Source organism: Pandoraea sp. NPDC087047 (assembly GCF_044745225.1).
GTDB lineage: Bacteria > Pseudomonadota > Gammaproteobacteria > Burkholderiales > Burkholderiaceae > Pandoraea.
In genome coordinates this window covers 290,117-312,564 of the sequence record NZ_JBIUZU010000005.1, presented here as the reverse complement: position 1 = coordinate 312,564, position 22,448 = coordinate 290,117, and the positions used below count along the sequence as shown (strand labels likewise).

Genomic DNA, 22,448 nt, shown 5'->3' with positions numbered 1-22,448 from the left:
ACGCGCCATGCACCGTCCGGCGGGGCACTGGCGGGAACTCGGCGGTGCGGCACTCGTCAACGCCATGTTGGTGTCATAAAATCGTCGCATACTCAGATTCGCCATCGGGCGCGCCATTTGAGCGCTCGCCGTCACCCAGGCCGTACGGGTGCCTTTTGTGTTTTCTGGCCGTAAGAGATCGTCGCCATGACAAAATTCGATTCCGACGCCGACCACGACGCCATGCTCGCGCGTCGTCTCCAAGATGACCTGATCGACAGCTACGATGAAGAGATCGAGATGGAGATCGACGATCTTCGTCTGCCCGGCCTGAACGATCTGAGCACCGAAGCCCGCGACGACCGTCTGCACTATTTCCGCGATCTGTTCCGTCTGCAAGGTGAGCTCGTCAAGTTGCAGGACTGGGTGATTCGCAGCCGTCACCGCCTCGTGGTGATTTTCGAAGGCCGCGACGCCGCCGGCAAGGGCGGCGCGATCAAGCGTATTACGCAGCGTCTGAACCCTCGGGTGTGCCGCGTTGCCGCGCTGCCCGCCCCTAACGATCGCGAACGTACGCAGTGGTATTTCCAGCGTTATGTCCAGCATCTGCCCGCCGCGGGCGAGATCGTGCTGTTCGACCGTAGCTGGTACAACCGCGCGGGTGTGGAGCATGTGATGGGCTTCTGCACGCAGAACGAGTACGAGGAGTTTTTCCGCTCGGTGCCGGAGTTCGAGAAGATGCTGGTGCGCAGCGGCATCCAGATCGTGAAGTATTGGTTCTCGATTTCGGACGAGGAGCAGGAGGCTCGCTTCCTTGCGCGGATTCAGGATCCGCTCAAGCAGTGGAAGCTCAGCCCGATGGACCTGGAGAGCCGTACGCGCTGGGAGAAGTACACGGTTGCGAAGGAGGTGATGCTGGAGCGCACGCACATTCCGGAAGCGCCGTGGTGGGTGGTGCAGGCGGACGACAAGAAGCGCGCGCGTCTGAACTGCATTCACCATCTGCTCTCGCAGGTGCCGTATCACGACGTGGAGCGCTCGCAAGTGGTGTTGCCGGAGCGCGCGCGCAGCGACGATTACATGCGTCACCCGGTGCCGTCGGGGATGATCGTGCCGGAGATTTACTGATCGTCGCCTGAATGACGATGGCCCGGGCTTGCCTGGCAACGCCCGGGCCGTCAGCAGGTATCGCTATTTGGCAAGTGCTGCGAGCTAGGCGGTCTGTACACCGGTGAGTTCGGCCGCCGGGGTCGCCGGCAAGCGCAGCGTCACACGCAGTCCGCCGCCCGGCGATTGATCGAGGCGCACAGCACCTCCCAGCCCTTCTACCAGCCTGACGACGAGCGACAGCCCGAGTCCGCAGTGACCTTCGCCCCCGCGTGAGGCGTCGAGCCGCACGAACGGGCGCATGGCCAGCGCCACCTGGTCGTCCGGTATCCCCTTCCCGCAATCGCTGACTTCGATGCATCCGGTCTCGCCGTCGCGCCACGTTGCCAGGCGTACGGTGGGCTCGCCGTGTTCGAGCGCGTTGTCGACGAGGTTGGACATGACGCGATCGAGCAGGGTGCGCGGCAGCAGGAAGTCGGGTCCGGCGCGAAGGTGGCAAACGAACAGGGAGGCGTCGTCATCGGGCTCGACGCGCGCGATGGCGCCGTCTCCCGGGCTTTCTTCGTCTGCCGGAAATTGTTCGCGCAGGAATGCGTCAACGCTCACCAGCGGGCTGGTATCGGGTTCGTCGCGCGCATAGGCGAGAAACTGCTGGACGATGTGGTCGATGGACGAGATGTCGCGTACGAAGCCGTCGCGCGAATTATCGTTGTCGATGAGATCGGCGCGCAGCCGCAAGCGGGTGAGCGGCGATTTGAGGTCATGGGCAATGCCCGCGAGCATGATGGCCTGGTTGTCTTCCGCTTCGGCCAGCCGCTTGGCCATGTCGTTGAAGGCGTGGGTGAGGTCGCGCAACTCGTGCGGTCCCTGTTCGGGCAACAAGGCGGGACGACGGCCGCGGCCGATAACGCGCGCGGCATGCGCGAGGCGCGCGATGGGCCGCTGCATCTGCCACGCCACGAGCAAGGCGAGCAGCACGGCGCCGATCAGAATGCCGAGGGTCTCGCGTAGGAAGGGCGGCATGGGCGGCAGGTCGAGGCCCATGACGATCCATTCGTTACGCTGCGGCAGCAACACCCAGATGTTGCCGTGTTTGCGATCGCTGACGATGTGCATCTGGGTGCCGGGCGGCAGTCGCGAGAGCAGTTCGTGACGCAGGCGGGCGCCGCGCTCGTCGTCGTTGTCGTCGGCAAAGACAGGCGCCTGCGCAATGGGCACGCGGCGCAGGCCATGAGGCGGTGCGAGGCTGCCAGGATCGACAGCTCGCTGATCGACGCTCTGAATGGCGACGAGCAACCCCCGGGCAAAGCCGTCGACCTGCTGGCGAGGGCGCTGGTAGAACACGAGCGCGCTCCACACGAGGTGCATGACGAGCAAGACGGCAATGCCCAGCCATGCCATGCGCGCGAACAGGGTGTCGCGCAGCAGCCAACGCACGTTCACGCAACGGACTCCCGCCAGCCACGCACGGCACGCTTGCCCACCGATGCGGGTGCGGTGGACGCAAGTGTCAGGCCATCGTCATCGTTGCCACTGACTGCACTGGGGCGCGGGCGAGCGTCGGAGGTGGCACCTTCGGACAGTTCGCCGCCGGGCACGAAGACGTAGCCTTTGCCACGAATGGTCTGGATGTAGCGCGGCTCGGACGGGTCGGTTTCAATGAGGCGTCGCAGGCGCCACACGGGGACGTCGAGGCTGCGATCGCGAAATGCGATGCCGTCGCCGTAAAGCATGGCGTGCAGTTTGACGCGCGGGAGGACTTGCATGGGATGCTGGGTGAACGCCTTGAGCATGGCGAATTCGGTATCGCGCAGCGGCAGGCGCTCGCCCTCGCGCTGGAGGGTGCGCAGGGTGTAGTCGAGCTCGAAGGGGCCGAAGCGGTAGGGCGCGCGGGCATCGGGCGCGCTGGCGGCCACGGGGCCGCGACGGCGCAGCACGGCATGAATGCGGGCGAGCAGTTCGCGCGGGTCGAACGGCTTTGCGAGGTAGTCGTCGGCACCGAGTTCGAGACCGAGCGCACGGTCGAGCGGACCGCCGCGAGCAGACAGCATGATAACGGGGATGTCTTCGCCAGCCGCACGCAGGTCTTGCAACGCGCGCAGGCCGTCCCGCTCGGGCATCATGATGTCGAGCAAAATGACGGACGGCCGTTCGAGCTCGAGCCGGCGCAGCAGCGACGCACCGTTGTGAAGTACCGAGACCTGCATGCCGTTGGCGTGCAGCAATTCGCGCAATAGGTCACGCACGACAGGATCGTCGTCGACCAGTAGAACATGCAGACTCATGAATATTTCTCGGTAATTTAGATTTCGCGCGGTGCGGTCGCGTTTTTCGACAGTTTCACAGCATCGTCTTGCGTCACGGACGGTGTCTCCGGGGTGCTGGAGAGCGCCCGCAACGCGTTGGAATATCGATCCGCCCCCTGCGACGAGCGGTGCGTGCCGATGGTTGACGCAGATCCTTGTCCCGGCAAGCGCCAGGCCCGATGCATCGCCGCTTCCGGCGAACCAATGGTGATGGCCATGCTTTGTGCTCCCTCTGTGACGAGATACACCGCAGTTTGCGCGCCCGTCCAGTCCGATGTTGGCCGAAGCATCCAACAGAATGGCACCTAATCCTTATTTCAGAAAGGATTGGTAAGGCGCACTTGTGACTCGACGGTGCCCTATCGCCAGACGAAGGGCCCGAAAAATAAAATTTAGGCGACGTTGGGCGACATAACGCGAAATTATAGCCAACCTGGCGTCCGCCTGACGTCACCGCCATGTCGGCTCCGTCGCCCTCTCCCAGCTCAGCAACGATCATCAGCCCCGCAATCTTCACACTGTGCAGCCACCCACTCCCCACCTCGACAACGCTCCGCCCACACCACCATTTCTCCGCTCAACCTTAGCCGACGCGCCTTTCCCGCCTCCCCACACCCCAACCCTCCCCCCCCCTTTACCAACCGACATCCCCCTCTCCACATTTCCTCTGCCTCCTCCCTCCTCCCTCCCCCAACACCACTCCCCTGACGCGCCGGAGCCCCTTTCCGCCGCTCAGACATCAACCCAACTCGCCGCAGAAAGGGGCCCCGGCACGTCTCCCTCCTCTCCCCCAGCGCTTCAACCGACACCGCCCGTACCCCAACCGCCCCCACCACTCGCCCCCCCCTCCGCCCCGTCGACACCGCTCTCATCCAGCACCATCGCGACGCCACATCCGCCCCGCACGTGCTCCGCAACTGCTGCGGGACGGCCGTGTCGTCGCTCACACACTCCCAGTACCTCTTCCCGCCTCACCCACTTCTCCCACCCTCCTCTCATCCCCCCTCGTCACCCCTCTCTTTCCCCCCCTTTTTCCTCTCCTTTTTCCGGTCAACTCTGTTCACAAACTCCCTACAACTGAAAACAGTTTGGCCCCCCGCATTTGTTTAGGATCGCCTCTGTTCCGCCCCCTCACCACAACGATTGCCCCCCGCCGTCCCGCGGCGTTCCCCCCTATGGCTCGGGATGGCTTTTCCCACCCCGCACACGATTCGGTGTCGCGTGCGGGGTCTTTTTTTCATAGTTCCGCCTCTCAACTTCTCTCCAAGCGAATCGCCAACGCCATACGCCGCAATGTGGCTCGGTCATATCCCGATCCGATCGACGTAATGCGCAGGCGCGTCAATGCGCCCGGCAACTTGCCGGGCAACGACGTTTGATGACGGGTTTGATAACGTTCTGGCCGCTTCGGGTTGGGCCGTGACGTGGATGGGGACGCTCGTGGCTAAAGCTTGGCTAACAGGGTCGCCACGTTGGGGTATTTCAGACGGTAGGCCAACTCGCGCTTGAGACGTGTGTTGGCAAGGCGTCGCGACTCTGACATGAAGGAAAGCAACGTCGGCTCTAATACCCCCCCGGCCTGGTCGCGCGAGATGCGCGGCGGCCTCGGCAGGCCAAGCGCGTCGGCCACACGGTCGAAGTATTCGCCCATGCGCCACTCAGTGTCGTCGCTCGCATGCACGACTCGCTGTGCCTTGCCCCGCCACATGGCCCGTATCAGGATGGCAGCGAGGTCGTCGGCATGGACGTGGTTGGTGAAGACGTCGTCAGACGCCTGTAACGCAGGCGTGCCCTTCTGCAAACGCGCGAGCGGCAAGCGGTCCGCCGCGTATATGCCGGGAATCCGCACTATGGACGCTCGCCACAATACCCGTGCCCGTTCGGTACGACGCCATGGGGCTCGCGCGCCAGGTGGCTGCGGCACACGTGTGCGCGCCGCGCCAGTGGCGAGCACTCGGCGCAAGGTGCGAGCGTGGAAGGAAGGACGGCCGAGTTTGCGCACGGTGCGCTCGGCATCGACCCGGCGCTGGCCGCGCGGCGAACGCGGCTGCGGCGTACGGGTCTCATCGACATACGCCCCGCCACAGTCACCGTAAACCCCACTGGTACTCGCATAGACGAGAATCCGGCGAGGCAGGCGTGACAAGGCGCGATGCCCCCCCTCGGGTACAATATCGGGCTTCGACGGCCGGCTCAGCGCAGCGCGCAAACGACGTGTTCGCAGGTCCTGTGTGCCACTGCCGGAAACGGCGGCGGGCGGCGCCAGATGCAGCACCCGCGGGGCAAGACGCCCGATGCGATGCAAGCTCGCCATGTCGTCCAGATTGGCAATTACGGGCACCGCGCCCGCTGAACGCAATGCCGCATGACGCGCATCGCTGGACGTCACGGCAAAGACACGAAAGCGTTTGACGAGGGCCGGCAGGGCGCGCATGCCAACGTCGCCGCAGCCCACCACCAGCAGGCGCGGGCGACCGAGAGGTTTGGACGGATTTTTCATTTTTCGGATTGTAGTATGGCTTACAACGTTTCCCTCGTGCCGAGCGGGCGCGAGTTCCAGGTCGAAGACGGCGAGGCGGTGCTCTCCGCAGCGCTTCGCCAAGGCATCGGTCTGCCCTACGGTTGCAAGAACGGCGGTTGCGGTTCATGTAAGGCGAAGGTGGTGGAAGGCAGCGTGGAACACGGGGCTCACTCGGGCTCGGCACTCACGAAGGATGAAGAAACGCGTGGCTTCGCCCTCCTGTGTTGCGCCCACGCGAAGGGCAATCTGACGATCGAGTCGCGTGAGGTCAAAGGCTTCGGGGATATTCCGGTGAAACGCCTGCCCTGCCGCGTGAATGCGCTGGAGCGCCGCGCAGACGATGTGATCGTGATGCGTCTGCAATTGCCGGCCAATGAACGTTTTCAGTATCTCGCCGGGCAGTACATCGAGTTCATCCTGAAGGACGGCAGGCGCCGCAGTTATTCGATGGCGACGGCGCCGCATGAGGAAGGTTTCATCGAACTTCATCTGCGTCATATGCCCGGCGGTGTGTTCACGGATCACGTGTTCAACAACATGAAGGAGCGCGAGATCCTGCGTTTCGAAGGGCCGCTCGGCACGTTTTTCCTGCGCGAAGATTCTGAAAAGCCAATCGTGTTGCTCGCCTCGGGTACGGGGTTCGCACCGATCAAGGCGATCGTGGAACACGCCGCGCACAAGGGGCTGAAGCGTCCGATGACGCTCTATTGGGGCGCGCGCCAGTTGAAGGACGTTTATATGCGCGAGCTGGCAGAGCAGTGGGCACGCGAGATCCCGGGCTTTCGCTTTGTGCCGGTGCTCTCGGACGCCGCGCCGCAAGACGAGTGGCAAGGCCGCACGGGCTTCGTACACCGCGCCGTGGCGGACGACCTGCCAGATATGTCGGGCTATGAGGTCTACGCATGCGGCGCACCGGTGATGGTGGAATCGGCCCATCGCGATTTCGTCGCCCATCACCACCTGCCGGAAGACGCTTTCTTTGCCGACGCCTTCACGACGGAAGCGGATAACCCCGGCGGGGGCCAATGACACGGCGATGAACGCGATGTCGCAGGGATGCGCAAAAGATGCACGCAAACCACAATGTTTGCATTCCCTTTGACAAGCGCCGCGTCACCGTCTTATGCTTGCCGACATGAACCTGATTGCCATCGCCTCGATCCGACGTCGCCGCACGCTGCCCCAACCGGGATGCCGCGCGGCACGCTATCGACTGCGATAACACGCAAGTTCTCAAGCACAGCGAAGCCACGGGTAACCCCCGTGGCTTTTTTTATTCCCTCGTCTCGTCCACTTTTGCCCTTCGGAGACCGTCATGTCGCTTGCCAAATCGTCCGCAGCCCAATCTTCCAGCGCCCCCAAGGCGGCTCGCAACGCGAAGTTTGCCGAATTCGCCACGCAGGCGTTGCTGCCCATTACTTCGCGCCCGGAACTGGTGTTCACGCACGGCAAGGGCGGCTGGCTGTACGACCACGAAGGCAAGCGATATCTCGATTTCATCCAGGGCTGGGCCGTCAACAGCCTCGGCCACTGCCACCCGGTCATGCGCGACGCCCTCGCCACGCAAGGCTCGCTGCTGCTCAACCCAAGCCCGGCGTATTACAACGTGCCGATGATCGAACTGGCCGATCTGCTCGCAAAGCGCTCCGGGCTCGGCAAGGTCTTTTTCGCCAACAGCGGCGCCGAAGCCAATGAGAGCGCGATCAAGCTCGCGCGCAAGTGGGGGCAGTTGCACCCGAACAGCGCCGGCGGTGCGCGCTTCGAGATCATCACGTTCAAGAATGCTTTCCACGGCCGTACGCTCGCCACGATGTCCGCGAGCGGCAAACCGGGCTGGGACACAATCTTCGCCCCACAAGTGCCGGGCTTCCCGAAAGCTGAGTTCAACGATATCGCCTCGGTCGAAGCGCTTATCGGCCCGGACACGGTTGCCGTTATGCTCGAGCCGATTCAGGGCGAAGCCGGTGTGGTGCCCGCCACGGACGCGTTCATGAAGGCCCTGCGTGAGCTCACGAAGGCGCGCGGGCTGCTGCTGATCGTGGATGAGGTACAAACGGGCTGCGGGCGCACGGGCACGCTGTTCTCGCATCAGCAAGCGGGCATCGTTCCGGACATCATGACGCTCGGCAAAGGCATCGGCGGCGGTGTGCCGCTCGCGGCAATGCTCTGCGGCGACGAGTTCGCCGTCTTCCAACCCGGCGATCAAGGCGGCACGTACAACGGCAATCCGCTGATGTGCGCGGTCGGCCTCGCAGTAATGCGCACGGTAAGCTCGCCGGGCTTCCTCGAATTCGTGCGCGCTCAGGCGGACTATCTGAGCTCGGGGTTGCAGCATCTGTCGTCGAAGTACGGCGGCGAGGGCGAGCGCGGCGCCGGCCTGCTGCGCGCATTGCTGCTCGGTCGCGATATCGGGCCGCAACTGGTGGAAGCCGCACGCGACATGACGCCAGACGGCCTGCTGCTGAACTCGGCACGCCCGAACCTGCTGCGCTTCATGCCCGCGCTGAATGTGAGCCGCGAGGAGATCGATCAGATGCTGGCGATGCTCGATACGCTGCTGGCGAAGCACGTCTGAGCGTAACGATTGACGTCATCAATGCACGTGCCCGCCCGAATGCCACGCAGGCGGGCACGTCGAACACCCCCATAGGAGAACCCATCGATGAACGACCTGAGCCAGGGGCACCCGACACCGCCCGCCGACGCCATCGTCGAAATTTCATCCGATCCGGCACGGCTCGACATCGGCTTCATCCATCACGCCCTCTCGACGCAAACGCATTGGGCGCAAGACATTCCGCGCAACACGCTGTTGCGCGCGATCAGCCACTCGCTTTGCTTTGGCGCGTATGTCACGCAAGTCGAGGGCGGTGTAGCGCGTCAGGTAGGTTTCGCACGTGTGATTACGGATCACGCGACGTTCGCATACCTGGCCGACGTGTTCGTCGAACCGTCGATGCGCGGACTCGGCATCGGCAAGCGCCTGTGTGAGGACGTGCTCGCGCACCCCGCCCTGCAAGGGCTGCGCCGCTTCCTGCTCGCGACCACCGACGCCGCCAGCCTCTATTCGCGGTACGGCTTCGAGCCGCTCGGCCCCGTGAACAAGATGATGCAGATCCATCGGCCCGATATCTACACCGGCAAACAGGAAGCACCATGATCGCCCCCACGCCCCTCGACATTCACATCCGTACGTTCGACGAGCCGGATACCGACGCCGTGCTGGCACTCTGGCGCGAAGCGTTTCCGGAGTACAACGCGTCGGACAAACCGCATCGTGAGCCGCGTCGCTCGATTGCGAACAAGGTCGCGATGCGCGATGGCCTGTTTTTCGTCGCCGTGCGCGACGCAAAGATCGTCGGCACGGTGATGGCCGGATACGACGGCCACCGCGGCTGGGTCTATTCACTGGCGGTGACGCACGCGCTGCGGCGTCGCGGCGTGGCCAGCGCCCTTCTGCATCACGCGGAAATCGCGCTGGCGCAGCGCGGCTGCCTGAAGCTCAATCTGCAAGTGCTCACGAAATCGCGCGAAGCACTGGCGTTCTACAACGCGCACGGTTATGCCGCGGACGATGTCGTGAGCCTCGGCAAGCGGCTGCCGCTCGCAGCAATGGCGCAGTAGCCCGCCATTCGCCGCAGCGTGCACCATCAAGCACAAAGGGCGCCGAAGTTGCCTTCGGCGCCCTTTGCTGATCGACTGACGCAGAGGCAAGTCAGTCGATCGCGCTCACTCCCCCACTCACTCCCCAAGATACGCGGCACGCACCTTCGGATCGTCGAGCATGTCTTTCGCGTCGCCGGTCATGGTGACGAGTCCGCTGTCCATCACGTAGCCACGGTGCGCGGCTTGCAGCGCCAGACGCGCGTTCTGCTCCACGAGCAGCACCGTCACGCCCTCGCCGGACACCGTACGCACGACCTCGAAGATCTTCTCGACCATGATCGGCGAGAGGCCCATCGACGGCTCGTCGAGCAGCAACAGCTTGGGTTGGCTCATCAGCGCACGCGCCATGGCCAGCATCTGCTGCTCGCCCCCCGACAACGTGCCGGCAAGCTGATCCTTGCGCTCTTTCAGACGCGGGAAAATGCCGAACATCTTCTCGACGTCCTGCTTGATGCCCGCAGTGTCGTTGCGCAGATACGCCCCCATCTGCATGTTCTCGAGGATGGTCATGCGCGTGAAGATGCCGCGTCCCTCCGGCACCATGGCGAGCCCCTGCTTGAGCAAGTCGAACGCCTTCACGCCGCGAATCGATTTGCCCAGATACTCAATGTCGCCATCGGCCCACGGCAACAAGCCCGTGATCGCCTTCATGGTGGTCGTCTTGCCCGCACCGTTCGCGCCGATTAGCGTGACCAGCTCGCCCGGCTGGATGCTCAGGTCGATCCCCTTGACCGCCTTGATCCCGCCGTACGCGACTTTCAGGCCCTTGATCGTCAACATTGCGTTCATCAATGGCCTCCTGCACCGAGATACGCTTCAATCACCGCCGGATTTTTCTGCACGTCCTGCGGCAAACCTTCGGCAATCACTTTGCCGTAATCGAGCACGGTCATGCGGTTGCACAAGCCCATCACCAGCTTCACGTCGTGCTCGATGAGCAGGATCGTGCGGCCGTCGCCACGGATCTTGTCGAGCAAACCGCGCAGTTCGACTTTCTCGGTGGCGTTCATGCCGGCGGCTGGTTCGTCCAGCGCCAGCAGCTTCGGATCGGTCGCGAGCGCCCGCGCAATCTCCAGACGGCGCTGGTGGCCGTACGAGAGGTTCGCCGCGGTGTAATTGGCGTACTTGGCCACACCCACGTATTCGAGCAACTCCATCGCACGATCGCGAATGGCGCGCTCCTCGGCCTTCGCCCCCGGATACCGGACGATGGCGCCGATCACGCCCATCTTCGTGCGCACGTGGCGTCCGACCATCACGTTCTCGATGACGGTCATGCCGCCAAACAGACGAATGTTCTGGAACGTACGCGCAATGCCTGCCTTGGCGACTTCGTGCACGGCGGTCGGCTTGTAGGCCGAGCCGTCGAGCTTGAATTCGCCGGAGTCCGGCGTGTAGAGACCGGTGATCACGTTGAAGAACGTGGTCTTGCCGGCGCCGTTCGGGCCGATCAGCCCGTAAATCTGCCCCGGCTTGATCTCCAGGCCCACGTCGGTGAGGGCCTGCAGACCGCCGAAGCGCTTGTTCACGCCCTTGACGGACAGAAGAATTTGTTCGCTCATATTCAGGTCATCTCCCTCGGCTTACAGAGTCCGCTCTTCCGGACGCGGCGACGGCCACAGGCCGGCCGGACGGTACAGCATGATCAGAATCATGGCCAGACCGTACAGCAACTGCCGGATCACTTCGGGATCAACGATGACGTTACCGAACAACTTCATCTGCAACGGGCCCATGGTCGAGCGCAGGATCTCGGGGAACGCCGAGAGCAGCACACCACCCAGAATCACGCCCGGAATGTGCCCCATACCGCCGAGCACCACCATCGAGAGCACGACGATCGACTCCCAGAAGGTGAACGACTCGGGCGAGACGAAGCCCTGGAATGCGGAGAACATGCCGCCCGCCACACCACCAAACGAGGCGCCCATCGCGAACGCGAGCAGTTTGATGTTGCGCGTGTTGATGCCCATCGCCTTGGCAGCGATTTCGTCTTCGCGGATGGCAACCCAGGCGCGTCCGATGCGCGAGTGCTGCAAGCGCACGCAGATGAACGCGATGAGCAACGCCAGGAACACGAACAGGTAGTAGTACATGTACACCGAGCTGACCTGGATCCCGAAGAAGTTGTGCGCCTTCGAGAAGTCGAAGCCGAACAGCGACGCGGGCTGGATGCCGGTGATCCCCTTCGGGCCGTTGGTGATGTTCACCGGCCGGTCGAGGTTGTTCATGAAGATACGGATGATCTCGCCGAAGCCCAACGTCACGATGGCCAGGTAGTCGCCGCGCAGACGCAGCGTCGGCGCACCGAGCAGAATGCCGAACATGGCCGCGACCGCCGCCCCGATCGGTATCGTGAACCACACGGGCACGTGCAGCCCGCCGGGGAACAGATGCGCGATCCACTCGAACTGTGTCGTGAGGTGAGGCGAGCTCAGAAACGCGGTGACGTACGCGCCCACGGCATAGAACGCGATGTAGCCCAGATCGAGCAGGCCGGCGAAGCCCACCACGATGTTCAGGCCCAACGCGAGCATGATGTAGAGCAGCGCGAAGTCAAGCACGCGCACCCAGTAGTTGCCGCCGGCGTAGCCCACGAGCACCGGGGCGACGATGGCGCCGATCAGGAAGATCGCAAGACCACGATAGGCCTTGCGGGTGGCCGCCGCCGCCGAGATCGGCGTGGCTGGCGTGGAGGTTTGCACGGGTTGATTCATGGTGTGACTCCTCCCCGCTTAGGCACGATCGGCCACGCGCTCGCCGAGCAGACCGCTCGGACGGAACACGAGAACCACGATCAGCACGATGAAAGCGAACACGTCCTGATAGTTACTGCCGAACACGCCACCGGTCAGATCGCCGATATAGCCCGCGCCCAGCGCTTCGATCAGGCCCAGCAGCACGCCGCCGACCATCGCGCCCTGCAGGTTGCCGATACCGCCGAGCACCGCCGCGGTGAATGCCTTCATGCCGGGGATGAAGCCCATGTAGAAGTGCGCATTGCCGTAGTTCGACGCCATCATCACGCCCGCGAGTGCCGCGAGTGCTCCGCCCAGCGCGAAGGTAGCGGAGATCACGAAGTTGGGGTTCACGCCCATGAGACCGGCGACGTTGCGGTTCTCCGCCGTCGCGCGCATGGCGCGGCCCAGTTTGGTCCGATTGACGAGCTGCGTGAGGCCGAACATCACGAGGAAAGCGACGACCACGATCACGATGCCGGTACCGTTGGTCACGGCGCCCGGATGATCACCGCGCGGCGGAATCACGTTCATGGCGTCGGTGGGCAGCAGTTGCGGGAACGAGAGGGGGTTACGCGACCAGATCAGCATGGCGATCGTCTGCAGCAGCAGCGACACGCCGATGGCGGTGATGAGCGGCGCCAGACGCGGCGCGTTGCGCAACGGCCGGTAGGCCACGCGCTCGATCACGAAATTGACCAGCGCGCAGGTGGGCATGCACACGAGCGTGGCGATGGCCAGCATGAGCGCCGGATGCATGTTCGGCGCGACTTTCAACAGCAGGTTGATGGTGGACAGCGCGACCATCGCGCCGATCATCATGACGTCGGCATGGGCAAAGTTGATGATGCCCAGAATGCCGTAGACCATCGTATAGCCCAGTGCAATGATCGCGTAGACGCTGCCAAGCACGAGGCCGTTCAAGATTTGTTGGATAAAAATATCCATGAAGCTAACTCCTTGTCCCGGGAACGGGCTCTCGACACGCTAGCCCGATAGGGCGCGCGAGGGGGCCGAGAGAACTGCGGGTTATGAGGCGTAATCCTGTGTCAGGAGGGGGGCCGTGCCCGTCATGCAGGCACGGCGTCTTTCCGCAGATATCGAGACGGCACCGAACGGGTAGGCAACGGTGCCGTTTCATGGCGCAAGCGCCCGGGAGTTACATCTTCACCACGTCGAGCACGCTCTTCTTCTTGTCCTTGTAGTTGTAGAGCGTGATCACCGGCTCCTTCATGTCGCCCTTGCTGTCGAAGGCGATGTGGCCGATGACGCCCTTGTAATCCGTGGCCGGCATGGCTGCCAGGATCTTGGCGGGATCGGTCGAGTTGGCACGCTTCATCGCATCGATGATCACGTTGACGGCGTCATAGGTGAACGGGGCGTAGATCTGGATCGGCTGGTTGAAACGGGCTTCGTAACGCTTCGAGAAGTCCTCGCCGCCTTCCATCTTCGACAGCGCCATGCCCGCTTCCGAGCAGACGATGTTGTCGATGGCGTCGCCAGCGAGTTCGGCCACCTTGTCGGTACACACGCCGTCGCCGGCCAGCACCTTGGCACCGATACCCAGTTCCTTCGACTGCTTGGCGAACGGGCCGCCGGTGGCATCCATACCGCCGTACATGATGATGTCCGGACGCTCACCCTTGATCTTCGTCAGAATCGCGCGGAAGTCCGTGGCCTTGTCGTTGGTCGCGTCGTGCGAGAGTACCTTCAGGCCATTGGCCTTGGCGGTCTTCTCGAACTCGTCGGCCAAGCCCTTGCCGTAGGCTGTGGCGTCGTCGACGATGGCCACCGACTTGGCACCCAGCGCCTTGGTCGCGTAGTTGGCCAGTGCCGGACCCTGCTGGGCATCGGTGGCAACCACACGGTAGGCCGTCTTGAAGCCCTGCAGGGTGTAAGCCGGGTTGGTTGCCGACGGGGAGATTTGCACAATGCCCGCATCGCTATAGATCTTCGATGCCGGAATCGTCGTACCCGAGTTCAAGTGGCCCACCACGGCAACGACCTTCTCGTCGACGAGTTTCTGCGCCACCTGGGTCGCGGTCTTCGGATCGGCAGCGTCGTCTTCTGCCACCAGTTCCAGTTTGACCGGCTTGCCGTCAATGGTCAGACCGGCCTTGTTGGCTTCTTCGATGGCGAGGCGTGCACCGTTTTCGTTATCTTTGCCCAAGTGAGCAATCTGGCCCGTCAATGGTGCAACGTGACCAATCTTGATGACAACTGCATCGCCGCCACCGCTGGCGGCAGTCGTCGCGGCAGGTGCAGAAGCCGCACCCGAATCGGCCTGCTTTTCTTCCTTCTGACCGCATGCCGCCAACAGCGTCACTGCGGCGACTACGGGCAGTACCTTCGCGAACTTGAGTTGCATGTGATTATCTCCTGATTGTCGGCGATTTAATAACGCCAATAACGCCAAATCGATGTTTCGTATGCGAAACGCGCGCATTGTAACTCCATTCTTTGCGGCTGCGACGCCCGCCGCCACAGGGTTTTCCATAATGGAGGACTAAGGTTTTATACCGACTTGTGCAACCCTATTTTTTCAAAAGCGCAACCCCGCGTTTGTGAATTGTTTTACGCACCCAGGCGCAGCTTCCCGGGCGGCCTTATGGTGCAACCGATGCACCACTTATGGGACCGGATGCCATATCAATCTAATAAGCAATTAGCATGCCCATTGAGTTTGGAACGCCTTTTCTAATTAAGCAGACATATAAATAATTAGATTCCGGAAAACCGGACGTCATTTTCTTTTGATAATTCTGTATTTGTTGAATTAGCCATTACGTCATTCGGTTTTGGCTGACGAGACGTTAAAACTCACCAAATATTGTGTGCGGGGGTTTTGCGAAATTCAGGCCACCGGTACGAAAACGCCGCATCACGTTTCTCCTAATGAGCGTGGACGTCTCACGAACGGGATACGGTGAAACCCCGGGACCGACGTAGGTTTTTCGTAGCGGGCCTGCGAGGGAGCTTCGGGGGTGCGGGGGTGCGGGGGTGCGGGGGTGCGGGGGTGCGGGGAACGAGGGAGACGTGAGGGATGCGGGGGCTTGGCGCGCGGGCTGGTACCGGAGCGGAGGGAAAATGAGGGCGCAAAAAAACCGGGGCCGCATCATGCGACACCCGGTTTGCCGGCCATGCGGGGGATGCCCGCCGGCCGTTCGATCCTGCTGCTGCGACCGGCGGTGGCGCTTAGCCTGCCGCCACCGGTACGAGGCCCTTGGGCAGCGGGAACGCGATGTTCTCCTGCACGCCGTCGAGCACCTTGACCTGATTGACGCCCAGTTCGCGCAGGCGCGAGACGATCGACTGCGCCAGCACCTCGGGCGCCGACGCCCCGGCCGTCACACCGATGCGACGCTTGCCGTCGAACCATTCCGGCTTGAGCTGATCCGGCGAATCCACCATATAGGCCGCCACGCCCATCTTCTCGGCAACTTCGCGCAGACGATTCGAATTGGAACTGTTCGGGCTGCCGACCACCACGACCACGTCGCACTGCGGCGCCATGAACTTCACCGCGTCCTGGCGATTCTGCGTGGCGTAGCAGATGTCCTGCTTCTTGGGTTCCGTGATCGAGGGGAAACGCTGCTTGAGCGCGTTGATGACCTCGGCGGCGTCGTCGACGGAGAGCGTCGTCTGCGTCACGAAGGCGAGCTTGCTTTCGTCCGCCACTTGCAACGCGAGCACGTCTTCGATCGTCTCGACGAGGAACATCCCCTCGCCCGACTGGCCCATCGTGCCTTCGACTTCCGGGTGGCCCTTGTGACCGATCATGATGATCTCGAGCCCCTGGCCGCGCATCTTCGCGACTTCGACGTGAACCTTCGTCACGAGCGGGCAAGTCGCATCGAAAATGCGCAGACCGCGCGCTTCGGCTTCGGCGCGCACCGCTTGCGACACACCGTGAGCGCTGAAGATCAGCGTGTTGCCCGAAGGCACGTCCGTCAGTTCCTCGATGAAAATCGCGCCCTTCTTGCGCAGGTTCTCAACGACATAGACGTTGTGCACGATCTCGTGGCGCACGTAAATCGGCGCGCCATACATTGCGAGGGCGCGCTCGACGATCTCAATCGCGCGGTCGACACCCGCGCAAAAGCCGCGCGGCTGTGCCAGCAGGATTTCCGCATCCGACAGCGTCGGTGCTACGACTTGGGTGGCGCTCATTTCGATTCCTACAGAATGCCGATAATCTGGACTTCGAACACGATCGGCTGGCCGGCCAGCGGATGGTTGAAGTCGAACAATGCCCAGCCGTCGCCCAGTTCGCGCAGGATGCCCGCATAGCGGCCACCGCTCGGCGCGTTGAACTCGACCAGATCGCCAACGCTATATTCTTCGCCAAAGTTGCTGTTCTCCTGCAGCGTCTTCATCGAGACGCGTTGCAGCAGTTCCGGATTGCGCGGGCCGAATGCCTGCTCCGGTGCCAGCTCGATGCGGCGTCGCTCCCCCACGTTCATGCCCAGCAACGCCTGCTCCAGCGTCGGTGCCATCTGGCCACCGCCGAGCTGCAACGTCGCAGGTGTGCCTTCGAAAGTGTTGACAATGTCCGCGCCGTCGGGCGCGGCAATCCGGTAGTGGAGCGTCAGATAGGAATCGTCTTGAACCACGGGGGTTGCAACAGAACTCATGGGGGTCTCACAGCAAGGTCAAGCTATTATTGTAAGCGACGACGCGTTGCGCGTCCGGCTCCCCATCAAAGCAGTCCCGATTTTTTCCCATCGACGGCTGTATTTCCTATTCGCGACACCCGCGCTTCATGCGCGCGAGCGTGCCCGCACCCGGAGTCGTCATGTCCATCGCCCAATGGCCGCTCGCCGAGCGTCCCCGTGAAAAAATGCTCGCCCGCGGGCCCGGCGCCCTGTCCGATGCCGAATTGCTCGCCATCCTGCTGCGCACCGGCTCGCAAGGCCGCAACGCCGTGGATCTCGGGCGCGAACTGCTCGCGCGCAGCGGATCGCTTTCCCGGTTGCTCTCCACGCCATTCGACACATTGCGTCAGATCCCCGGCCTCGGTCAGGCCAAGTCGCTTCAGTTTCAGGCCGCGCTCGAAGTCGCGCGCCGCATGCTGGGCGAAGGGATTCAGGCGGGCAGCACGCTCGATTCCCCCGCCCAGGTGCGCGATTATCTGCGTCTCACCTTGCAGGACCGGTCGCGAGAGCGCTTCGCCTGCCTGTTTCTGGATGCCGCGCATCGGCTAGTGAGCACACGCATCATGTTCGAAGGCACGCTCACCCAAACGTGCGCCTACCCGCGGGAAATCGTGCGCGCCGCACTGGAGGTGCACGCGGCAGCCGTCATCGTCGCCCACAATCATCCCTCTGGCGTGGCAACGCCGAGCGCGGCCGATCTGGCGTTGACCCGGCAGTTGGGCGATGCGCTGGCGCTGCTGGAGATCCGTCTGCTCGACCATTTCATCGTGGCCGGAGACACGGCGTACTCGCTCGCCGAGAACGGCAGAATGTGACACGGAACAACACCGCGCATGAAAATTTAGCAGGGGTGTTCGCATTCGCGTCGTGCTTACGATATAATCCGTCCCTTCCCCGAATCTCCGACAGACGTGTCCCGCCAGGGACTCGCATCCTACATCGACTAAAGCGATTGATTTGTCTGGGATTTTTGTGGTATCATCGCGGTCTGTCTTTTCGACTCACCTTTTTTTACACAGAATTCTGGGTTAGGAGTGCTTCATGGCACGCGTATGTCAAGTGACCGGGAAAGCGCCGATGGTCGGCAACAACGTTTCCCACGCCAATAACAAAACCAAGCGCCGTTTTCTCCCGAACTTGCAAAATCGCCGGTTCTGGGTTGAGAGCGAAAACCGTTTTGTGCGTCTGCGCCTTTCGAACGCCGGGCTCCGCCTGATCGATAAGGTCGGTATCGATGCCGTTCTCGCGGACCTGCGTTCGCGTAACGCCATCTAAGTTTTAGGAGCTCATCATGGCAAAAGGCGCTCGCGACAAGATCAAGCTGGAATCGACCGCAGGCACGGGTCATTTCTACACGACCACCAAGAACAAGCGTACCCATCCGGAAAAGATGGAAATCAGCAAGTTCGATCCGGTGGCTCGTAAGCATGTGCCGTACAAAGAAACCAAGATCAAATAAGATCAATAGGTTTCCTCGCAGCAGTTCTCTGTTGCGTTCGATACCCCGCCTCTGGCGGGGTTTTTCGTTTGGGCGTCCCGAAAATCGCGATGCTACGCTGTGCGTAGTCATTCAAGACACAATTTCCCCGATGTGCGCATATCGTCATATGCCACGCGTGTATTGACTCGCTATACTGGCTCATCTCTCATAACGAGGGTCGCGCCACAGGAGTGACGTCGATCCCAGACACCGCGCGTATCATGAATTTCGATGTCGTCATCGTCGGCAGCGGGCTCGCCGGCCAGTCCGTCGCCCTGCATCTGGCCAATACCTGTCGCGTGGCGCTGGTCGCCAAACGCCCGATGCCCGAAGGTGCGAGCGATTGGGCACAAGGCGGTATCGCCGCCGTGCTCGACTCGACCGACAGTGTCGACGAGCATGTGGCCGACACCCTCGTCGCCGGCGCAGGCCTGTGCGACGAAGCGGCCACGCGATTCATCGTCGAGCACAGCCGCGAAGCCGTCGAGTGGCTCATCGAGCAAGGGGTGCCCTTCACGCGCGACGAAGAGGCCGAGCTCGGCTTCCACCTGACCCGCGAAGGCGGACACAGCCATCGCCGCATCATTCATGCGGCCGACGCGACCGGACATGCGGTGATCGCCACGCTCACCGAGCGGGTGCGCAAACATCCGAACATCACGCTCTTCGAGAATCACTTCGCGGTCGATCTGATCACGTCCGATCGCGTCGACGCCGCACAGACCGCCGGACGCCATTGTCAGGGGCTATACGTGCAGGATCTCGGCACCGGCAAGGTACACGCCATGACGGCGCAGCACACGGTGCTGGCCACTGGCGGCGCGGGCAAGGTCTACCTCTACACGACGAATCCCGATACCGCGACGGGAGACGGCATTGCCATGGCCTGGCGTGCAGGCTGCCGCATTGCGAACATGGAGTTCATCCAGTTCCATCCGACCTGCCTCTATCATCCGTACGCGAAGTCGTTCCTGATCTCGGAAGCGGTGCGCGGCGAAGGCGGACGGCTGGTGTTGCCCGACGGCACACGCTTCATGTTGCAGCACGATCCGCGCGCCGAGCTGGCGCCGCGCGACATCGTCGCCCGTGCCATCGACTTCGAGATGAAGAAGCACGGCCTGGATTGCGTGTACCTCGACATCAGCCACCAGAGTCCCGAATTCCTGCATGAGCACTTCCCGACCATTCTGGCGCGGTGTGCCGAATTGGGCATCGACATGACAAAGCGACCGATCCCCGTCGTGCCGGCCGCGCACTACACGTGCGGCGGAATCGTCACCGATATGCACGGCCGCACGGATCTTCCCGGGCTCTATGCCGTGGGTGAAGCAACGTACACCGGTCTGCACGGCGCGAATCGACTGGCGAGCAACTCGCTGCTCGAATGCCTCGTGCTCGGCAAGGCCGCCGCGGAGGAAATTCAACGCGCCGCTGCGCCCCACCCGGCACTCAAGGATGTACCGCCATGGGATGAGAGCCGCGTCGCGGATGCCGACGAGGAAGTCGTCGTCGCCCACAACTGGGACGAGCTGCGCCGCATGATGTGGAACTACGTCGGCATCGTGCGCACAACCAAACGGCTGGAGCGGGCGCAACATCGGATCGCTCTGCTACGCGAGGAAATCGCCGAGTACTACGCGAATTTCCGCGTGAGTCGCGACCTGCTGGAATTACGCAATCTGGTCGACGTCGCCTCGCTGATCGTCGACAGCGCCTTGTCGCGCCACGAAAGTCGCGGCCTGCATTTCTCACGGGACTTCCCCGACACCTTGCCCAAGGCGCTGCCGACGGTGCTGTCTCCGGTATTGCCGCGTCGCACTCACTGAGCTTTCGGGGCAACGCAACACCCAAGCCGTCAAACGCAAAAAGGCCGCAGGTTTTACCCTGCGGCCTTTGTTTTGCTGCGGAAGACCGCGCGGCGTCAGATCGTGACGCTCACCCCACCGTCTCCAGAATCCGCATCGAGAAGTCGGCAGCGCGCACATCCTTGGTCAGCCCGCCCACGGAGATGCGGTCGACGCCCGTCTCGGCAATCGCGCGCAGCGTTTCGAGATTGATACCGCCGGAGGCCTCCAGCAACGCGCGTCCGTCTGCCACGCGTGCGGCTTCACGCATCATTTCCAGCGAGAAGTTATCGAGCAGAACCGACGTCGCGCCGCATTCCAGCGCCGTTTCGAGCTCTTCGAGCGACTCGACTTCGATTTGCACCGGCGCCCCATCGGCCAGACGATCGGCGTTCGCCAGCACCTGACGGATACCGCCCGCCGCCGCGATGTGATTTTCCTTGATGAGAATGCCGTCGTAGAGCGCAAGACGCTGATTCGTCCCGCCGCCCACGCGCACCGCGAATTTTTGCGCGAGACGCAGGCCCGGCAGCGTCTTGCGCGTATCGAGCACACGCGCCTTCGTGCCTTCGACGATGTCCGCGTAACAGCGCACCGCCGTTGCCACACCGGAGAGCAACTGGAGGAAGTTCATCGACGTGCGCTCGCCCGTGAGCAATGCGCGCGCGGGGCCGTGAATGTCGCACACCGTCGAGTCGGGTGTCATGCGCTCGCCTTCGCGGTAGTGCCACTGCACGCGCACCGACGCGTCCACGCCCTGCATGCAGCGCTCGAACCAGCGCACGCCACAAAGCACAGCCGACTCACGCACGATGATGCGGGCATGCGCCATTTCCTCCGACGGCACCAGCAGCCCCGTCAGATCGCCGCTGCCGATGTCTTCGGCCAGCGCGTCACGCACATTGCGCGAAAGTGCCGCGTCAAGCGGTTCACCGAACGTCGCGAATTCCGGGGAGAGCGCCTCAGCGGTGCTCAATGTTTTCGATTGCGTCATCATGCAGGGCCCACACCGGCAAACAGCGCACCATCGCGCGCAAAATCACCGCTGGCGCGCACGTTCTGTTTGCGCGCTTCAGCGAACGTCAACATACGGTCGATACAGGTATGAGCACGGCGGCCGATCTCCGGATCGACGTGAATCTCATTGCTGCCGGACTCCAGCACGTCAGCCAGATTCCGAAGGCTGTTCATCGCCATCCACGGGCAATGCGCACAGCTCTTGCAAGTGGCGCTGTTACCGGCCGTGGGCGCTTCGATGAAGCGCTTGCCCGGCGCGGCGGCACGCATCTTGTGCAGAATGCCGTTGTCGGTCGCCACGATGAATTCGGTGGCGTCCATGGTCTGCGCGGCCGCAATCATTTGCGACGTCGAACCGACCACGTCCGCCAACTCGACGACCGCCGCGGGCGACTCCGGGTGCACCAGCACCTTGGCGTTCGGGTGTTCGCGACGCAGCAGTTCAAGCTCGGTGCCCTTGAACTCGTCGTGCACGAGACAAGCGCCCTGCCACAGCAACATGTCGGCGCCCGTCTGTTTCTGGACATAGCTGCCCAGGTGACGATCCGGCGCCCACAGAATCTTTTTCCCCTGCGCATGCAGATGCGCCACGATTTCCAGACCGATGGACGACGTCACCATCCAGTCGGCGCGCGCCTTTACTGCGGCGCTCGTGTTCGCGTAGACGACGACGGTGCGGTCCGGGTGCGCGTCGCAGAACGCGGCGAAATCGTCGGCGGGGCAGCCCAGATCGAGCGAGCACGTCGCGTCCAGATCAGGCATCAAAATGCGCTTTTCGGGACTGAGAATCTTCGACGTCTCACCCATGAAGCGCACGCCCGCGACCACCAGCGTCCTGGCCGAATGATTTCGGCCGAAGCGCGCCATTTCGAGCGAATCGGCCACGCAGCCGCCCGTCTCTTCGGCGAGATCCTGCAAGTCGGCGTCGACGTAATAATGGGCGACCAGTACGGCGTCCTGCTCGACGAGCAAACGCTTGATCTTGGCTTTAAGCGCCGTACGTTCCTCCTGGGACGGCGCATCCGGGACACGCGCCCAGGCCTGGGCAACGCAAGTGGCGCCACTCGGTGCGGGGCGCTCGAATTCTACGGATTTGAGTGAGGCATTCATTTTCGCGTGGCCCGTGGGGGACCGG

At 62.9% G+C, this 22,448-nt stretch carries 21 protein-coding genes and 1 pseudogene; 9 read left to right on the top strand and 13 right to left on the bottom strand.

The window, feature by feature from the left end:
• The first annotated feature begins 186 nt into the window (after nucleotides 1–186).
• A complete protein-coding gene (ppk2, locus tag ACIPHM_RS11700) occupies nucleotides 187–1,107 on the top strand; it encodes a polyphosphate kinase 2 (RefSeq protein ID WP_400327969.1) in 921 nt (306 codons plus the stop codon).
• 84 nt (nucleotides 1,108–1,191) lie between these two features.
• On the opposite strand, the gene ACIPHM_RS11695 is transcribed toward ppk2, so the two are convergent.
• From ACIPHM_RS11695 to ACIPHM_RS11680, 4 genes and pseudogenes are all read right to left on the bottom strand, one after another.
• On the bottom strand, nucleotides 1,192–2,529 hold the full coding sequence (locus tag ACIPHM_RS11695; RefSeq protein WP_400327967.1) for an ATP-binding protein: 1,338 nt from the start codon (nucleotides 2,527–2,529) through the stop codon (nucleotides 1,192–1,194).
• 113 nt (nucleotides 2,530–2,642) lie between these two features.
• A pseudogene (locus ACIPHM_RS11690) lies at nucleotides 2,643–3,371 on the bottom strand (response regulator); the annotation flags it as partial.
• Nucleotides 3,372–3,388: 17 nt separating this feature from the next.
• Entirely contained in the window at nucleotides 3,389–3,610 is a 222-nt protein-coding gene (locus ACIPHM_RS11685; protein WP_400327965.1) for a hypothetical protein, read from the bottom strand.
• 1,226 nt (nucleotides 3,611–4,836) lie between these two features.
• Complete coding sequence (locus tag ACIPHM_RS11680; protein WP_400327963.1) at nucleotides 4,837–5,892, bottom strand: SDR family NAD(P)-dependent oxidoreductase; 1,056 nt, start codon at nucleotides 5,890–5,892, stop codon at nucleotides 4,837–4,839.
• Nucleotides 5,893–5,907: 15 nt separating this feature from the next.
• Here ACIPHM_RS11680 and ACIPHM_RS11675 point away from each other — a divergent pair, with 15 nt between their 5' ends.
• The 4 genes from ACIPHM_RS11675 (at nucleotide 5,908) to ACIPHM_RS11660 (ending at nucleotide 9,537) form a co-directional block, all read left to right on the top strand.
• Nucleotides 5,908–6,942, top strand: coding sequence for a CDP-6-deoxy-delta-3,4-glucoseen reductase (locus ACIPHM_RS11675; RefSeq protein WP_400327961.1), 1,035 nt, complete (start codon nucleotides 5,908–5,910; stop codon nucleotides 6,940–6,942).
• 286 nt (nucleotides 6,943–7,228) lie between these two features.
• The gene (locus ACIPHM_RS11670) at nucleotides 7,229–8,488 is read left to right on the top strand and encodes an acetylornithine transaminase (RefSeq protein WP_400327959.1); all 1,260 of its coding nucleotides are present in this window, start codon (nucleotides 7,229–7,231) and stop codon (nucleotides 8,486–8,488) included.
• 87 nt (nucleotides 8,489–8,575) lie between these two features.
• On the top strand, nucleotides 8,576–9,073 hold the full coding sequence (locus ACIPHM_RS11665) for a GNAT family N-acetyltransferase (RefSeq protein ID WP_400327958.1): 498 nt from the start codon (nucleotides 8,576–8,578) through the stop codon (nucleotides 9,071–9,073).
• Nucleotides 9,070–9,537, top strand: coding sequence for a GNAT family acetyltransferase (locus ACIPHM_RS11660; protein ID WP_400327956.1), 468 nt, complete (start codon nucleotides 9,070–9,072; stop codon nucleotides 9,535–9,537). The genes ACIPHM_RS11665 and ACIPHM_RS11660 overlap by 4 nt, the downstream gene beginning before the upstream one ends.
• A gap of 117 nt (nucleotides 9,538–9,654) precedes the next feature.
• On the opposite strand, the gene ACIPHM_RS11655 is transcribed toward ACIPHM_RS11660, so the two are convergent.
• The 7 genes from ACIPHM_RS11655 to ACIPHM_RS11625 form a co-directional block, all read right to left on the bottom strand.
• A complete protein-coding gene (locus ACIPHM_RS11655) occupies nucleotides 9,655–10,368 on the bottom strand; it encodes an ABC transporter ATP-binding protein (RefSeq protein ID WP_400327954.1) in 714 nt (237 codons plus the stop codon).
• The gene (locus ACIPHM_RS11650; RefSeq protein WP_400327952.1) at nucleotides 10,368–11,141 is read right to left on the bottom strand and encodes an ABC transporter ATP-binding protein; all 774 of its coding nucleotides are present in this window, start codon (nucleotides 11,139–11,141) and stop codon (nucleotides 10,368–10,370) included. The genes ACIPHM_RS11655 and ACIPHM_RS11650 overlap by 1 nt, the downstream gene beginning before the upstream one ends.
• Before the next feature lie 21 nt (nucleotides 11,142–11,162).
• Nucleotides 11,163–12,296 carry an ABC transporter ATP-binding protein gene (locus ACIPHM_RS11645; RefSeq protein WP_400327950.1) on the bottom strand — a complete coding sequence of 378 codons (1,134 nt, stop codon included), beginning with the start codon at nucleotides 12,294–12,296 and terminating at the stop codon, nucleotides 11,163–11,165.
• Nucleotides 12,297–12,314: 18 nt separating this feature from the next.
• Entirely contained in the window at nucleotides 12,315–13,265 is a 951-nt protein-coding gene (locus tag ACIPHM_RS11640; RefSeq protein WP_400327948.1) for a branched-chain amino acid ABC transporter permease, read from the bottom strand.
• 211 nt (nucleotides 13,266–13,476) lie between these two features.
• Nucleotides 13,477–14,685 (bottom strand): branched-chain amino acid ABC transporter substrate-binding protein, encoded by a 1,209-nt coding sequence (locus tag ACIPHM_RS11635; RefSeq protein WP_400327946.1) that lies wholly within the window; start codon nucleotides 14,683–14,685, stop codon nucleotides 13,477–13,479.
• 827 nt (nucleotides 14,686–15,512) lie between these two features.
• Complete coding sequence (gene ispH / locus ACIPHM_RS11630) at nucleotides 15,513–16,487, bottom strand: 4-hydroxy-3-methylbut-2-enyl diphosphate reductase (RefSeq protein ID WP_400327944.1); 975 nt, start codon at nucleotides 16,485–16,487, stop codon at nucleotides 15,513–15,515.
• Between the two features lie 8 nt (nucleotides 16,488–16,495).
• Complete coding sequence (locus ACIPHM_RS11625) at nucleotides 16,496–16,951, bottom strand: peptidylprolyl isomerase (protein WP_400327942.1); 456 nt, start codon at nucleotides 16,949–16,951, stop codon at nucleotides 16,496–16,498.
• A gap of 161 nt (nucleotides 16,952–17,112) precedes the next feature.
• Here ACIPHM_RS11625 and radC point away from each other — a divergent pair, with 161 nt between their 5' ends.
• The 4 genes from radC to nadB all read left to right on the top strand — a co-directional run bounded on the left by radC (nucleotide 17,113) and on the right by nadB (nucleotide 20,278).
• Nucleotides 17,113–17,787 carry a DNA repair protein RadC gene (radC, locus tag ACIPHM_RS11620; RefSeq protein WP_400327940.1) on the top strand — a complete coding sequence of 225 codons (675 nt, stop codon included), beginning with the start codon at nucleotides 17,113–17,115 and terminating at the stop codon, nucleotides 17,785–17,787.
• Between the two features lie 226 nt (nucleotides 17,788–18,013).
• Nucleotides 18,014–18,247: a 50S ribosomal protein L28 gene (gene rpmB, locus ACIPHM_RS11615; RefSeq protein ID WP_039400832.1), complete on the top strand. Its 234-nt coding sequence runs from the start codon at nucleotides 18,014–18,016 to the stop codon at nucleotides 18,245–18,247.
• A 16-nt stretch (nucleotides 18,248–18,263) separates the two neighbouring features.
• The gene (rpmG, locus tag ACIPHM_RS11610; RefSeq protein ID WP_010807102.1) at nucleotides 18,264–18,431 is read left to right on the top strand and encodes a 50S ribosomal protein L33; all 168 of its coding nucleotides are present in this window, start codon (nucleotides 18,264–18,266) and stop codon (nucleotides 18,429–18,431) included.
• Between the two features lie 242 nt (nucleotides 18,432–18,673).
• A complete protein-coding gene (gene nadB / locus ACIPHM_RS11605) occupies nucleotides 18,674–20,278 on the top strand; it encodes an L-aspartate oxidase (protein ID WP_400327937.1) in 1,605 nt (534 codons plus the stop codon).
• Between the two features lie 109 nt (nucleotides 20,279–20,387).
• Here nadB and nadC read toward each other — a convergent pair whose 3' ends face one another.
• Both nadC and nadA read right to left on the bottom strand, forming a co-directional pair.
• Nucleotides 20,388–21,293: a carboxylating nicotinate-nucleotide diphosphorylase gene (gene nadC / locus ACIPHM_RS11600; protein WP_400327935.1), complete on the bottom strand. Its 906-nt coding sequence runs from the start codon at nucleotides 21,291–21,293 to the stop codon at nucleotides 20,388–20,390.
• Nucleotides 21,290–22,423, bottom strand: coding sequence for a quinolinate synthase NadA (nadA, locus tag ACIPHM_RS11595; RefSeq protein WP_400327933.1), 1,134 nt, complete (start codon nucleotides 22,421–22,423; stop codon nucleotides 21,290–21,292). The genes nadC and nadA overlap by 4 nt, the downstream gene beginning before the upstream one ends.
• Nucleotides 22,424–22,448 lie beyond the last annotated feature (25 nt).